This window comes from Dyella ginsengisoli (assembly GCF_044904665.1).
In the GTDB taxonomy this organism is placed as follows: Bacteria; Pseudomonadota; Gammaproteobacteria; order Xanthomonadales; family Rhodanobacteraceae; genus Dyella_A; species Dyella_A ginsengisoli.
The window spans coordinates 218,088-230,583 of the sequence record NZ_JADIKM010000002.1; the positions used below are offsets into that span (position 1 = coordinate 218,088).

Here is a 12,496-nt window from a genome sequence, read left to right on the forward strand (position 1 = left end):
GGACCGCCATGCTTCTCGACAACAGCCACCTCACTGCCAGGCGCCACGCCCGCGTGGCTGGCGCGATCTACCTGCTGAATGTGCTCACCGGCATCTTCGCTCTCGGCTACGTGCCGGCGCAGACGGGCGGCCACGGCGATGCGGTGGCCACCGTGCAGAACATCACCGCGCATGAAGGGCTGTTCCGCGCCGGCATCGTCGCCGGAGCGATCTGCTACCTCGCCTTCCTGCTGCTGCCGCTGGCGCTTTATCGCCTGCTGGGCGCCACGCACCGCATCGCCAGCGTGGCGATGGTGGCACTGGCCATGGCCAGCGTACCGATCGGTTTCGTCACCCTGGGCCACAAGCTGGACGTGCTCACCCTGCTCGGCCAGGCGCCGTGGCTGCACCCGCTCAGCGCCGCGCAGGTGCAGACGCAGGTGATGCTGCAGCTCGACGCCTACGGCAACGGCCTGCTGCTTGCGCAGGTGTTCTGGGGCCTGTGGCTGCTGCCGTTCGGCTGGCTGGTGATTCGCGGGCGCCAGCTGCCGCGGCTGCTCGGCTACCTGCTGGTGCTCGGCGGCCTCTCCTACGTGGCGGACTTCGCCGCACAGCTGCTCGTGCCCGGCTACAGCGACACCGCCTTCGCCAGCTACGCGACGACACCCGCGGCGCTGGGCGAGATCGGCACCTGTCTGTGGCTGCTGGTCGTCGGCGCCCGGCCGGCCGCCACGGCGTAGCGCCTCACGACGAGGAGTGGCCGCCGGTAACGCCGTAGACCTCGGCCGTTACGAAGCTCGCCGCCTGCGACGCCAGCAACACGTAGGCCGGCGCCACTTCGACCGGCTGGCCGGGGCGGCCCAGCGGCACGTTGGCGCCGAACTTCTCCACCTTCTCCTGCGGCTGTCCGCCCGAGGGCTGCAGCGGGGTCCAGATCGGACCGGGCGCGACAGCGTTGACGCGGATGCCGTCCTTGGCGACCTGCTTGGCCAGCGCCTTGGTGAAGGCGACGATGGCGGCCTTGGTGGGCGCGTAGTCGGCCAGGATTGCCGAGGGATCGTAGGACTGGATCGAGGCGGTATTGATGATCGACGCACCCGGCGGCAGGTGTTCCAGGGCCGCCTTGCAGATCCAGAACATGGCGTAGACATTGGTCTTGAACGTCGCGTCGAACTGCTCGGTGGTGATGTCGCGGATGCTCTCCTGCCAGGACTGCTTGCCGGCGACGTTCACCACCAGGTCGAGTCCGTCCATCCGGCGATGCGCCTCGCCCACCAGGTGCTGGCAGAACGCCTCGTCGGTGAGGTCGCCGGGCATGGCATGCACGTCGACGCCCGCGTCGCGGGCGAGTTCGATCACCTCATTGGCGTCGGCTTCCTCTTTCGGAAGGAAGTTCAGCGTGACGGCGGCGCCCTCGCGCGCAAACGCGATGGCGACCGCGCGACCGATGCCGGAATCGGCGCCGGTGATCAGCGCCTTGCGACCGGCCAGCCGCCCCGTACCGACGTAACTCTCCTCGCCATGATCGGGCCTGGGCACCATCTCGCGCGCCAGCCCCGGCGCCCGTTGTGGCTGCTGCTGGAACGGCGGGCGGGGATACTGCCGGGTGGGATCCTGCAAGTCGGGTTTGGGCGGGTGGTCGTGTGTCATGGCTGTCTCCTGGGAGCGATCTGCTCGAGGGTGGAGGCCGGCTCCGCGATGGCGAAATCGCCTCCGCACGATTGCGGCGGTGGGCATGGGCCGATCAGGGCGCAACGGCAGCCGCAGTGCACGTGGCGATGCAGGCGTCGTGGCCGCGGGAACACAGGCCGCATCGCGTGGAAGCCCACCCTCGGAGCGCCGCCTGCAAGCGTCTGCGCAGAACAACGATGGCGGCGTGACGCGGCAGGCGCTGGCGGGTGAGAGCAGCTGTAGTGGTGATCCTTGATCATCGCACCGGCTCGCCGCGGTAACGGGCGTGCAGCCTGCCAATCGCGACGTTGCTGGCATGTGCAAGCCAGGTCCATCGCGATTGACGATGCATTCACCGCGGCGATCAGACAGCGCGACGTTCGCCGTGGAAGTGACCTGGCTCCCGCGAGCGGCACGGGTAGCGTTTTGCCGAAGTGGCATGCGCAACCGATGCCGGGGGCGACTGGCAAGGGTGCCCGGCGCGATGTCCGGTATGTTCGTCCAGGTTCAGACACTGCGCATGTTTCGTTGACAGACGCGGGACTAGCCTGCGTCGACGTCCACCACCCACAGGCGCGCCATGAACGCTCACGATCGCAAAGACAGCAACAAGCACGACCAGAGGGCCGGCCCGGAGTCCGGAGACGAGCGTCGCGAGCGCAAGTCGCACGAAAGCGACAACCAGGACGAGGCGCTGGCGGAGACCTTTCCGGCCAGCGACCCGGTATCGCCCTTCATCCCGGCCAAGCTGCCCAAGTAACGCGACGTGGAAGCAACGCGCTTGAACCGGCCCACGCCGAGCGGACGTCTGCTGTGGCCTTCCTCGGACGGCTATCTGCACGTAAAGAATGCCGCGCGCGGCGACGTCGAGCGTCTCGTCTGCACCTGCGGCACGGCCTGCGTGGCCGAGGAATGCCACGGAAGCTGCGGCTGTGAGGCATGCACGCTGGCCTGGATGATCTACCAGGACGAGCGCGCGCTCTGGAATGAGCAGGGACAGCTGGTGCACCCCGAGGACCTCGCTGGCGCCAGGCGCGTGGCGCTCGACCGCCGGCAACTGAAACTTCGATTCGAACGGAACGCCGCGGAGAAACCCCATGGCTAGACCCATCTGGACCGGCACGCTGTCGTTCGGCCTGCTCAACGTGCCGGTATCGCTGATGTCCGGCGAGCGCAGTGTCGACCTGCACTTTCGCATGCTCGACAGCCGCAGCAACACGCCCATTCGCTACGAGCGCGTCAACGCTGAAACCGGCGACGAGGTTCCGTGGAAGGACATCGTCAAGGCGTTCGAATACAAGAAGGGCAGCTACGTCGTGCTCGATCCCGACGACATCAAGGCGGCCGCGGCCGAGGGACGCGAGGCAGTGGAGGTGGAGGCGTTTGTGGATGCCGCCTCCATCGCGCCGCAATACTTCGACAAGCCGTACGTGCTGGTGCCCGGCAAGAAGGCGGAAAAAGGCTACGTGCTACTGCGCGAAACGCTGCGGCGCACCGGCAAGGTGGGCATTGCCCGCGTGGTGATCCGCACCCGCGAGTACCTGTGCGCCGTGATGCCGCAGGACAAGGCGCTGATGTTGGTGCTGCTGCGCTACCCGCAGGAGCTGGTGGACGTGGAGGAGTACCGCCTGCCGGAAAAAGCGATCGCCGACTACCGCATCGCACCCAGGGAAATGGAGATGGCCGAGCAGCTGATCGAGTCGATGTCCGGCGAGTGGACGCCGGGAGACTACCGTGACGAATTCCGCGATCGCCTGCGCAAGGTGATCGACAAGCGGCTCAAGTCCAAGGGTGTGGTGACCGCCGAGGAGAGCGAGGAGGAAGCGCCTTCCGAGCAGGCCTCCACCAATGTGGTCGACTTCATGGCCCTGCTCAAGAAGAGCCTGGACACGCGCAAACGCACACCCGCGAAGAAGACCCCGGTCAAGGCCACACCGGCCAAAACCGCGAAGAAATCCACCGCCTCCAGGGCCGCCGCGAAGAAGGCCAGCGGCAAGCGCGCGGCGAGCGATACCGCCACGCGAAAGGCATCCACTGGCAGCAAATCGGGCGGACGGCGCAAAGCGGGCTAGTCGGTCACGCGGGAAATGTGTTTGCTCGTAACAAGCGGGTGATGCCCCGACGGGGTGCTGAATTAAAGCGGGGGCGGCGTGTTGTCGCCCGGCCCGTGCGCCGGAGACAGCGACGCAGGCCAGGCCGGGAAATCCACGACTCCGAGATAGTCAATCCGACCGATGCGCGCCAATCGCGTCGAGCACGCGCTGCAGATCCTGCTGCACGGTGTCGATACCTTTCCACGGATCGCTGCGCAGGCCGGCCAGCCGCCGCGGCACGGTGCGCAAGGTGTAGTGATCGCCGCCCGTGATCTTGCCCAGTTCGCTCCAGCGCAGCGGCACCGCCACCGGCGCGCCGGGCCGGCTGCGCAGCGAGTACGAGGCCACGCTGGTGGCGCCGCGGGTATTGCGCAGATAGTCGAGATACACCCGCTCCTTGCGGTGCGCCTTGGCGGCCACCGCGACGAAGTCGAGCGGGTGCGCCAGCGCCAGCGTGTCGGCGAAGGCGTGGGCAAACGACTTCACGTCCGGCCACAGCGTGGCCGGTTGCAGCGGCACCACCACGTGCAGCCCCTTGCCGCCGGAGGTGCGCAAAAACGACACCAGCCCGAGCTGCTCCAGTTGCTTGCGTACCAGCCGCGCGGCAGCCACCACGCGCGACCAGGTCACGCCCGGCCCGGGATCCAGATCGAATACCAGACGATCGCAGTGGTCCGGCGTCTCCGCGTGCCCGCCCCACGGATGGAATTCCACCGCGCCGAACTGCACCAGTTCCATCACCGAGAGCGCGTCGCGGGGCACGATGTACTGCGCCGCCGCGCCGGCATCTTCTTCCAGTGCCACCGTGTCCACATGCTTGAGCCCGGCCAGCGCGTGTTTCTGGAAGAAGCACGTCTTCTCCACGCCGTCGGGACAGCGCACCACCGAGGTGGGCCGATCCACCACGCCGGGCAGGAACCAGTCCATCACGGCCCGGTAGTAGTCGGCCACGTCCTGCTTGCGGATGCCGTCCTGCGGATAGATCAGCCGCTCGGGATGGGTGATCTCCACCGCGGTCGGTGCGTGTGGTGTGTCGCTGCTCATGGCCTGGCTCCGGGTTGCGCGCGAAGAGGATCGAGCGGCAGCGGAGGCGCGATCGCTGTCCACGAGATCGGCGATGGATTTGTCCGGCCGCATGCCCTTGAAACTCGCCTGGCGCAGCAGCGCGTTGCCGCCATGCCCGCGAAAGCTCACCTCGACCACCGCCTGCGGCGTCACCCAGCGCGCGCCGCGCAGCAGGGGATCGATGCCGTGAATGTTTGGCGGCACGCGCGTGGTGCCGCCCTTCGCCACGCGGCGACTCAATGTGCTCAGGTCCGCATCGCTGAAGCCGCTGCCCACGCGCCCGGCGTAGACCCAGCGCCCCGTACTGGCGGGATCGGGCTTGCCCAGCAGCAGCGCGCCGAAGCCGTGGCGGCTCCCACTCGGCGGGGTGTAGCCGAGCACCGCGAACTCGTCGCTGTGCAGGCGCTTGGTCTTGCGCCAGTCGTCGCCGCGCCCGCCGCGATACGGCGCATCGCATCGCTTGGAAACGACGCCTTCCAGCTGGTGCTCAACCGCCATGCGAAACGCCACGTCGCCCTGCCCCACGGTGTGCGTGCTGTAGGCCAGCGGCGCCGGGCGATCCTTCAGCAGCAGGGCCAACAGCGCCTTGCGATCCACCAGCCGCGCCTGGGCAAGGGTGTAGCCCTGCAGTGCCGGGCAATCGAACAGCATGTACACCAGCGGCGCGTTGGCCTCGCCCGCGAGGGTTTTCTGCAACGCGTTGAAATCGCTGTGGCCGGCGGCGTCGAGTGCGATGAGTTCGCCGTCCAGCTGGGCCGAATCCAGCCCCAGCATCGTGATCGCCTGCGCGATCTCCGGCAGGCGATCTGTCCAGGGCAAGCCGTTGCGCGACCACAGCGCCACGCGGCCGGCGTGCACCGTGGCCAGCAGGCGGTAGCCGTCCCACTTCACTTCGTGCAGCCACTGGTCGCCCGCGGGTGGAGCATCGCCGAGCCGGGCCAGCTCGGGCTTGAAGAAATCGCCGGAGATCGCCGCGGCCCTGGCCTTGGGCGTGGCCTTGATCATCGCCATCAGCTTGCGCAGCGGCGCCGGCCGCATCGGCGGTGATGCGCGACGCCGCACCGTCGACTGGCCGGCAGCGGACTTCTGCGCGGGCGTCTTCGCCGCCTTGCGGGTGCTCGCGCGCAGGCGGGCATCGAGCAGGTCATCGGCCTCGAGCGCGCTGGCAAAGGCGTCGTCCACCTTGATCAGGAACCACGCCGGCTGCTTCTGCTTGCGGCTGCTGCGCACCAGATGCCACGCCCCCTGCAGCCGCTCGCCGTACAGATCAAAGCGCAGATGCCCCTTGCGCAACTGCGCCTCGACGTCACCGGTGGTCGACCACACGCCGTGATCGAACCGGTCCACGTGGCCCTTGCCGTAGCCCGCCTCGATGTCGCCCTCGAAGCTGGCGTAGTCGAGCGGGTGATCCTCCACCTCCACGGCAAGGCGCTTGTCCTTCGGATTGAAACTCGGGCCCTTGGGCACCGCCCAGCTCTTGAGGACGTCGCCCACCTGCAGGCGAAAATCGTAGTGCCGGCTGCTGGCGTGATGCAGCTGCACCACGAAGATCGCGCGCTTGCCCGCCGCGCCGCGCGTGGTGGCTGGCGGCTCCCGCGTGCGAGTGAAATCGCGCTTGCGCTGGTAGTCGTGCAGACTCATGGGGCCGCTCCCAGCACGGCGCGCAGCGCGTACCTCATCGGCGAAAGATCCAGCTCAACCACGGCAGCAGGAAGGTGCTGCGCAACCCACACCACCGGCGCCCGGAGCCACCCACCACCGCGTGAAGCGCCTTGCGCGAGGCCGCGCGAATCTGCAGCGCGCCACAGGAGTGCCGGCGCCATTCGTCACGCAGGCATTCGTTCTCGACACTCAGCGTCTGCAACCGGGCTAGCGCCTGATGCGCCTTGGCCGACACTCGCGATTGTCTGGATGTCGCACGCATGGGGTCGAGCATAGGCAGGCATTTGTGCAGTGCTTGTCGAAAACAGCGCACGTCGCGGGAGTGGCATGGGCATCGTCCGTTTGCGCCGGCCCACACGGCTGCGGAATGCGAGTGGCGGTGAGCACGGCGTGCCACAAGGCTGCCGATGCATTGTCCGTCGCGGCGCCATCGCCCCCGGCATGTCCGGTTTTTCCCGACCACGGCCATGCGCCGGACGGGCGTCGGCCATCTTCACGCCGTAACCTGTCGGCTTCTCCCCTGCCCGGCCTGCGCGCGATGAAACTCTGGCATTCCATCTTGTTCACCACGCTCGTGCTGGGTGGCGCATGCGCCCACGCCGCTGTCTGGCAACCCGGCCACGGCCTGAAACAGGAGCGCATCTGGCCCGGCACGCCGCCCAACGCGCAGCCGGCCCCTGCGACCGAATCGACCAGCCTGGAAGCGCAGGCGCTGGTGGCCGGCAAGCCCTGGACGGCCATCCACAACGTCACGCAACCCACCTTCACGGTGTACCCGCCCAAGGGCCGGAACACCGGCGCGGCGGTGGTGGTGTTCCCCGGCGGCGGCTTCGAGATCCTCGCGATCGATCTGGAAGGCTCCGAGGTATGCGACTGGCTAACCGCGCGCGGCATCACCTGCGTGCTGCTGAAGTACCGCGTGCCGGGCACGCCTTACGACTGGCACTGCAACTGCCGCCCGCACAACTTCGCCATCCCCACGCCTGCCCTGCAGGACGCCCAGCGCACGATCCGGCTGGTGCGCCAGCACGCGGGCGAGTGGCGGGTCGATCCGCACAAGATCGGCGTGCTCGGCTTCTCGGCGGGCGGCTACCTCGTCGCCTCGATCAGCACAAACTACGACCGCCGCGTGTACGCGCCGATCGATGCGACCGACAACCTGAGTGCCCGCCCGGACTTCGCCGTGGCGATCTACCCCGGCCACCTCGCCGCACCCTATGGATTCAACCGCAATGTGCCAGTGACCAAAAACACCCCGCCCACCTTCCTCGCGATGGCCGAGGATGATCACGTGGACGGCGTGGAGCAGGCGCTTGCCTACTACGTTGCCCTGCAGAAAGCCGGCGTGCCCACCGAGATGCACTTGTATGCGCAGGGTGGCCATGCCTTCGGCCTGCGACCGACGACGCTGCCGATCACTCAATGGCAGCAGTTGGTGGAGACTTGGCTGGGCACGATCGGCGTGCTGTCCCGCTGAAAGCGGGAAGCCCTCGGAGATGCTCCCACCGGAAACGGAAGCGCGGCTCAAAAAGCGCGATGACGTCGGCCCGACGCGAAAGGCGGCAAGCGCTCAGTCCAGGAATTTCCAGGTGTCCGCCCCATCGAAGTGCCTGATGACCACCGACTCCAGCAGCGCGGGTTCAAAATTCCGCAGGTTCACTCCGTGGCGAGCGGAAGGGGTGGATTCAATGGGCTCCCAATGGGTGGCGATACCGCAGTTCCTGCAACGAAAATTCCTCAGGGTTCGATCGCCCCACACGTAGCTTTCCGTATGCTCTGGATGGCCTTGGATGGAGACCGAGCCAAGCTCGTAGTAGGCCCAGATGCCTCCTGTGCGCCGACATAGCGAACAGTTGCAACTGGTCGCCGTTTCGGGGGTTGCCGGCAGCGTGAGGCGCACCAAGCCGCAATGGCAGGAACCGTGCAGCGATAGTGGAGGCTGTGCTTGGCTCATGGGAGTGTGCTCGTAATTGTTGTACCGCGGAACGCGGGTTCTACCCCGTTTCCATGGACGGCTCGATTAAGGCTGAAAACTGCCGATCGCGTCGGGCGACTCTATGGCGCATGCGCGGCTCGAGGCTATCAACAGGTCGGCTTGCGCCTCGGTGCGGGTCCGGCAGCAGCGGTGATGCACCTTAGAGATCCCAATAAGGCGGCTCGCCGAAGCTCTGCCGCAAGCTTTCGATGAGGGCGGCGACCTTCATCGATACCGTACGATCTCGTGTATAGGCGAGAAAGAGCTCGGCACCTTCGGCTTCAAGGCCGATATCGACCTGCATCAGCACGCCACGCTCGAGTGCATCGCGGACGAAGAAGGTAGGCAGCAGGGTGACGCCGAGGCCGGCAATGGCGGCGTCGCGCATCACGATGCCGTTATTCACGCGCAGGCCTGCGCGAGGATGCACCACCACCCAGCTGCCATCCCGCGCGAACCGCCAGTCGGTTTCGCGATTGATGTAAAGGATGCCTTGATGCCGCCCGAGCTCATCCAGCGAGGTTGGCGTGCCCCGACGCTCCAGATAATCCGGTGACGCGACCAGCACTCGACGGCTCGTCGCCAGCCGCTTCGCAACGAGGCGGCTGTCGGCCACCGGTCCATGTCGAAGCACGGCATCGAACCCGTCGGCGGCGGCGTCGACAAAGCGATCGTCCAGTTCGAGTGAGAGATCGATGCCGGGATGTTGCGCGAGGAAGGCATACAGCGCCGGCCCAAGATGCAGCACGCCAAAACTCACCGGCGCCGAAATACGCAGCGGACCGGTCAGCGAGCTGCGCCGTTCCGCCAACTCGGTCGCCGCCTCAGCTGCTTCCTGCAGGATGCGACGCGCCCTCGGCAGGAAGCTCTCGCCGTCCAGCGTCAGCGACATCCGGCGGGTCGTGCGCTGGAGCAAGCGGGTGCCCAGCGTCTGCTCCAGATCGACCAGACGCTCGCTGACTACGGATTTGGCGTATCCGAGTCGGCGGGCGGCGGCACTGACGGAGCCTTCCTCGACGGCGGCGACGAACGCGGCGAGCCCCTGGAGCTTCATATCGTTCGGCATGGCCGTAAACCAGTTTCGGCAGCAGGCGGCTACTGGCGACTTTGCCCCGGTGCAAGACTCCTGTCCACCAACTGGCGCCATCACCCGCCTTCCGGTTCCAAGGGAGATTCGATATGCGACGCTTGACCGTGTGGGCCAGCCTGGCCCTGCTGACAGGGTGGATGGTTTCTTCGACCGCGATCGCGCTGGTCAAACCGTTCCCGCCTTCGTTCGAAATCCGCGACATCCCCACCAACGGCGTGACCCTGCACGTGCGGGTCGGCGGCAGTGGATCGGCGGTGATCCTGCTGCACGGCTACGGCGAAACCGGGGACATGTGGGAACCGCTGGCGGTGGCGCTCAGCCGCAATCATCGCGTGATCGTGCCGGACCTGCGCGGCCTCGGCCTGTCCAGCAAACCGGCCGGCGGCTACGACAAGAAAACCCAGGGCGAGGATGTGGCGGGACTTCTCGACGCATTGAAGGTCGATCGCACCGACGTGGTCACGCATGACATCGGCAACATGGTCGGTTATGCCTTCGTGGCCGGGCATCCCGACCGGGTGAGACGGTTTGTGCTGATGGATGCGCCTCTCCCCGGGATCGGCCCATGGGACGAGATACTCAAGAGCCCGATGCTGTGGCACTTCCACTTCGGCGGCCCCGACATGGAACGCCTGGTTGCCGGGCGCGAGCGGATCTACCTCGACCGCTTCTGGAACGATTTCTCGGCCGATCCGCGTCGCTTCACCGAGGCCGATCGCCAGCACTATGCCAGGCTCTATGCGATGCCCGGCGCCATGCACGCGGGGTTCGCCCAGTTCGCTGCTTTCGATCAGGACGCCAGGGACAATCAGGTGTCTCTGGCCAAGGGCAAACTGAGCATGCCGGTACTGGCCATCGGCGGCGCCAAGTCCTTCGGGCCGACGATGGCGGTGGTGATGCGTGCGGCGGCCAGCAACGTCACCGAACAGGTGATTCCCGATGCCGGGCACTGGCTGATGGAAGAACAGCCCGAGGCAACCATCGCGGCGGTCCAGGGTTTCCTGGAAGCAACACCATGAAGCTGACTTTCGCCCTCACCGTATCGGCCGTTGCGCTGCTGGCCAACCCGTCCAGCGCCATCGGCCAGATGGCCCAGCGGCGAATGACCGCCGCCGAGATCGCAACGCAACCCCACTCTGGCGCGATAGCAGGCACCTCCGGCCTGGCGGGCATACGCACCATTGTTCTCTCCGGCGACCCTGCGAAGGCAGGTATCTACACGGTTGAATTGCTGGTACCCGCACATACGCGCATCAACGCCCATGAGCATCGCGACAGCCGCTCGGCAGTCGTCGTGTCCGGCACCTGGTACTTCGGCTACGGCAATAAAGCGGAAGACGCCACCGTCAAGGCACTGGGGCCGGGAAGCTTCTACACGGAACCGGCGAACGTGGCGCATTTCGCGCACACCGGCGACTCCGCGGTCGCGGTGATCATCACCGGCGACGGCCCCACCGACACGCGCTATGCGACTTCCACCGACGCACCCGGCCCTGCCACCGGAGCCAAGCCATGACCTCGCCCCGCACGCCGCGCGATCCGGTCACCGACCACATGCTGACGCCACAGAACGCCAGTGTCGTGATCATCGACTTCCAGCCCATCCAGGTGGCTTCCATCGCGTCGATGAACAAGCGGCTGCTGGTGGCGAATGTCGTGGCGCTGGCGCGCACCGCCAGGCTCTACGGCGTGCCGATGGTGCTCTCCACCGTCAATGTGGCTACCGGCCGCAACCAGCCGATGATCCGGGCACTCACCGACGTGCTGGGCGATGCGGACATCATCGACCGCACCTCGATCAATGCCTGGGAAGACGACGACTTCGTCGCCGCGGTCAAGGCGACCAGACGCAGGAAACTGATCATGGTCGCGTTGTGGACCGAGGTCTGCCTGGTGTTCCCTGCCCTCGACGCACTGCAGGCAGGTTTTGAGGTCTATGTCGTCGTGGACGCTGTCGGTGGCACCTCACCGGAGGCCCACCGCGCAGGACTGGAGCGCATCGTGCAGGCCGGCGGCGTGCCCATCACCTGGATCCAGCTGGCCTGCGAGATGCAACGCGACTGGAATCGCGAGAGCACGGCGGCAGGCTTTGCCGACATCGTCTTTGCCGAAGTCGGTCACTGATCCGGCATCACCACTGCAGGTTGTTACCGGAGGCAGAGCGCACCTCGCCGGAAGACACAGCACGTTCGCGCAAGCCTTCCTTCATGTGTCGAATTCATTCGCGGAGCCCAGCCCATCACGACCACCGCAGCCCGCGGAGGCCCGCGTAATCGCGAACGAAAAATGGCCCGGCGACACCGCACGACCTTGCATCCTGAGAGTAGGCTAAGGCGGCGTGCCGCGGCCCGCGGCATGCGCCCCCATCTCGCCCATCGGAGGAAGCCTCCATGCATGCCCAGGACAAAGAGCGCGCCATCGCGGTACTCAACCGCATCCTCGAACTGGAGCTGGCCGGTGTGGTGCGTTACACGCACTACGCGCTGATGATCTACGGCTACAACCGCATCCCGATCGTGAGCTGGCTGTCCGGCCAGGCCGACGAGAGCCTGCTGCACGCCCGCCGTGCCGGCGAGCTGATCACCCAGTTCGGCGGTCATCCGTCGCTGGGGATCGGGCCGCTGCTGGAAACCCACCAGCACGATATCGGACCGATCCTGCGCGAGTCGCTGGAGCACGAGAAGCTGGCGCTGGCGGCGTATTACGACCTGCTGGAGCTGGCAACGGGCAAGTCGGTGCTGTTGGAGGAATACGCGCGCGAGTTGATCGCCGCCGAAGAGCTGCATGCCGGCGAGGTCAACAAGATGCTGCGCAAGCCTGGCGACATCGCCGAGTTCACCGGCTGACGCCGGCTCGGGAAGGGCCCGCGCAGTTCACCGCCGGGACACCGGCCGCCATGCGGCTGGGCGACGGGGCGCGCCCGCCCCGCAGCCCATGGGGCGCCTCGCGGTGCTGCTGCCC

General features: G+C 67.0%; 14 protein-coding genes. 9 read left to right on the plus strand and 5 right to left on the minus strand.

What is annotated here, in order from left to right:
• Positions 1-8: 8 nt before the first annotated feature.
• Entirely contained in the window at positions 9-719 is a 711-nt protein-coding gene (locus ISP17_RS07960) for a DUF4386 domain-containing protein (protein WP_404631845.1), read from the plus strand.
• Between the two features lie 4 nt (positions 720-723).
• Here ISP17_RS07960 and ISP17_RS07965 read toward each other — a convergent pair whose 3' ends face one another.
• Complete coding sequence (locus ISP17_RS07965; RefSeq protein WP_404631847.1) at positions 724-1,629, minus strand: SDR family oxidoreductase; 906 nt, start codon at positions 1,627-1,629, stop codon at positions 724-726.
• 601 nt (positions 1,630-2,230) lie between these two features.
• On the opposite strand from ISP17_RS07965, the gene ISP17_RS07970 reads away from it, so the two are divergent.
• The 3 genes from ISP17_RS07970 to ku are packed head-to-tail and all read left to right on the plus strand — an operon-like array spanning position 2,231 to position 3,722.
• Complete coding sequence (locus ISP17_RS07970) at positions 2,231-2,410, plus strand: hypothetical protein (RefSeq protein ID WP_404631849.1); 180 nt, start codon at positions 2,231-2,233, stop codon at positions 2,408-2,410.
• Between the two features lie 21 nt (positions 2,411-2,431).
• Positions 2,432-2,755: a hypothetical protein gene (locus ISP17_RS07975; protein WP_404631851.1), complete on the plus strand. Its 324-nt coding sequence runs from the start codon at positions 2,432-2,434 to the stop codon at positions 2,753-2,755.
• Positions 2,748-3,722: a non-homologous end joining protein Ku gene (ku, locus tag ISP17_RS07980; protein WP_404631853.1), complete on the plus strand. Its 975-nt coding sequence runs from the start codon at positions 2,748-2,750 to the stop codon at positions 3,720-3,722. The genes ISP17_RS07975 and ku overlap by 8 nt, the downstream gene beginning before the upstream one ends.
• Before the next feature lie 150 nt (positions 3,723-3,872).
• On the opposite strand, the gene ligD is transcribed toward ku, so the two are convergent.
• Both ligD and ISP17_RS07990 read right to left on the minus strand, forming a co-directional pair.
• The gene (ligD, locus tag ISP17_RS07985; protein ID WP_404631855.1) at positions 3,873-6,449 is read right to left on the minus strand and encodes a DNA ligase D; all 2,577 of its coding nucleotides are present in this window, start codon (positions 6,447-6,449) and stop codon (positions 3,873-3,875) included.
• A 34-nt stretch (positions 6,450-6,483) separates the two neighbouring features.
• Complete coding sequence (locus tag ISP17_RS07990) at positions 6,484-6,744, minus strand: hypothetical protein (RefSeq protein WP_404631857.1); 261 nt, start codon at positions 6,742-6,744, stop codon at positions 6,484-6,486.
• A gap of 264 nt (positions 6,745-7,008) precedes the next feature.
• Here ISP17_RS07990 and ISP17_RS07995 point away from each other — a divergent pair, with 264 nt between their 5' ends.
• On the plus strand, positions 7,009-7,947 hold the full coding sequence (locus ISP17_RS07995) for an alpha/beta hydrolase (protein ID WP_404631859.1): 939 nt from the start codon (positions 7,009-7,011) through the stop codon (positions 7,945-7,947).
• 93 nt (positions 7,948-8,040) lie between these two features.
• Here the strand turns inward: ISP17_RS07995 and ISP17_RS08000 are convergent, their stop codons facing one another.
• Positions 8,041-8,424 carry a GFA family protein gene (locus ISP17_RS08000; RefSeq protein WP_404631861.1) on the minus strand — a complete coding sequence of 128 codons (384 nt, stop codon included), beginning with the start codon at positions 8,422-8,424 and terminating at the stop codon, positions 8,041-8,043.
• Positions 8,425-8,605: 181 nt separating this feature from the next.
• On the minus strand, positions 8,606-9,511 hold the full coding sequence (locus ISP17_RS08005) for a LysR family transcriptional regulator (RefSeq protein WP_404631863.1): 906 nt from the start codon (positions 9,509-9,511) through the stop codon (positions 8,606-8,608).
• Between the two features lie 113 nt (positions 9,512-9,624).
• Between ISP17_RS08005 and ISP17_RS08010 the strand changes: the two genes are divergently transcribed.
• The 4 genes from ISP17_RS08010 (at position 9,625) to ISP17_RS08025 (ending at position 12,381) form a co-directional block, all read left to right on the plus strand.
• The gene (locus ISP17_RS08010; RefSeq protein WP_404631865.1) at positions 9,625-10,554 is read left to right on the plus strand and encodes an alpha/beta fold hydrolase; all 930 of its coding nucleotides are present in this window, start codon (positions 9,625-9,627) and stop codon (positions 10,552-10,554) included.
• Positions 10,551-11,051: a cupin domain-containing protein gene (locus tag ISP17_RS08015; RefSeq protein WP_404631867.1), complete on the plus strand. Its 501-nt coding sequence runs from the start codon at positions 10,551-10,553 to the stop codon at positions 11,049-11,051. The genes ISP17_RS08010 and ISP17_RS08015 overlap by 4 nt, the downstream gene beginning before the upstream one ends.
• A complete protein-coding gene (locus ISP17_RS08020; protein WP_404631869.1) occupies positions 11,048-11,659 on the plus strand; it encodes a hydrolase in 612 nt (203 codons plus the stop codon). Before ISP17_RS08015 ends, ISP17_RS08020 begins: the two co-directional genes overlap by 4 nt.
• A 266-nt stretch (positions 11,660-11,925) precedes the next feature.
• Positions 11,926-12,381, plus strand: a complete 456-nt coding sequence (locus ISP17_RS08025) for a ferritin-like domain-containing protein (RefSeq protein ID WP_404631871.1) — start codon at positions 11,926-11,928, stop codon at positions 12,379-12,381.
• The last annotated feature ends 115 nt before the right edge of the window (positions 12,382-12,496 follow it).

What these genes read in the sequence shown, in the direction of transcription:
- ISP17_RS07995 (WP_404631859.1), top strand. Translation starts at nt 7,009, where the DNA reads ATGAAACTCTGGCATTCCATCTTGTTCACCACGCTCGTGCTGGGTGGC.
- ligD (WP_404631855.1), bottom strand. Translation starts at nt 6,449, where the DNA reads ATGAGTCTGCACGACTACCAGCGCAAGCGCGATTTCACTCGCACGCGG.
- ISP17_RS08020 (WP_404631869.1), top strand. Translation starts at nt 11,048, where the DNA reads ATGACCTCGCCCCGCACGCCGCGCGATCCGGTCACCGACCACATGCTG.
- ISP17_RS07970 (WP_404631849.1), top strand. Translation starts at nt 2,231, where the DNA reads ATGAACGCTCACGATCGCAAAGACAGCAACAAGCACGACCAGAGGGCC.
- ISP17_RS08000 (WP_404631861.1), bottom strand. Translation starts at nt 8,424, where the DNA reads ATGAGCCAAGCACAGCCTCCACTATCGCTGCACGGTTCCTGCCATTGC.
- ku (WP_404631853.1), top strand. Translation starts at nt 2,748, where the DNA reads ATGGCTAGACCCATCTGGACCGGCACGCTGTCGTTCGGCCTGCTCAAC.
- ISP17_RS07990 (WP_404631857.1), bottom strand. Translation starts at nt 6,744, where the DNA reads ATGCTCGACCCCATGCGTGCGACATCCAGACAATCGCGAGTGTCGGCC.
- ISP17_RS08025 (WP_404631871.1), top strand. Translation starts at nt 11,926, where the DNA reads ATGCATGCCCAGGACAAAGAGCGCGCCATCGCGGTACTCAACCGCATC.
- ISP17_RS07965 (WP_404631847.1), bottom strand. Translation starts at nt 1,629, where the DNA reads ATGACACACGACCACCCGCCCAAACCCGACTTGCAGGATCCCACCCGG.
- ISP17_RS07960 (WP_404631845.1), top strand. Translation starts at nt 9, where the DNA reads ATGCTTCTCGACAACAGCCACCTCACTGCCAGGCGCCACGCCCGCGTG.
- ISP17_RS08010 (WP_404631865.1), top strand. Translation starts at nt 9,625, where the DNA reads ATGCGACGCTTGACCGTGTGGGCCAGCCTGGCCCTGCTGACAGGGTGG.
- ISP17_RS08015 (WP_404631867.1), top strand. Translation starts at nt 10,551, where the DNA reads ATGAAGCTGACTTTCGCCCTCACCGTATCGGCCGTTGCGCTGCTGGCC.
- ISP17_RS08005 (WP_404631863.1), bottom strand. Translation starts at nt 9,511, where the DNA reads ATGCCGAACGATATGAAGCTCCAGGGGCTCGCCGCGTTCGTCGCCGCC.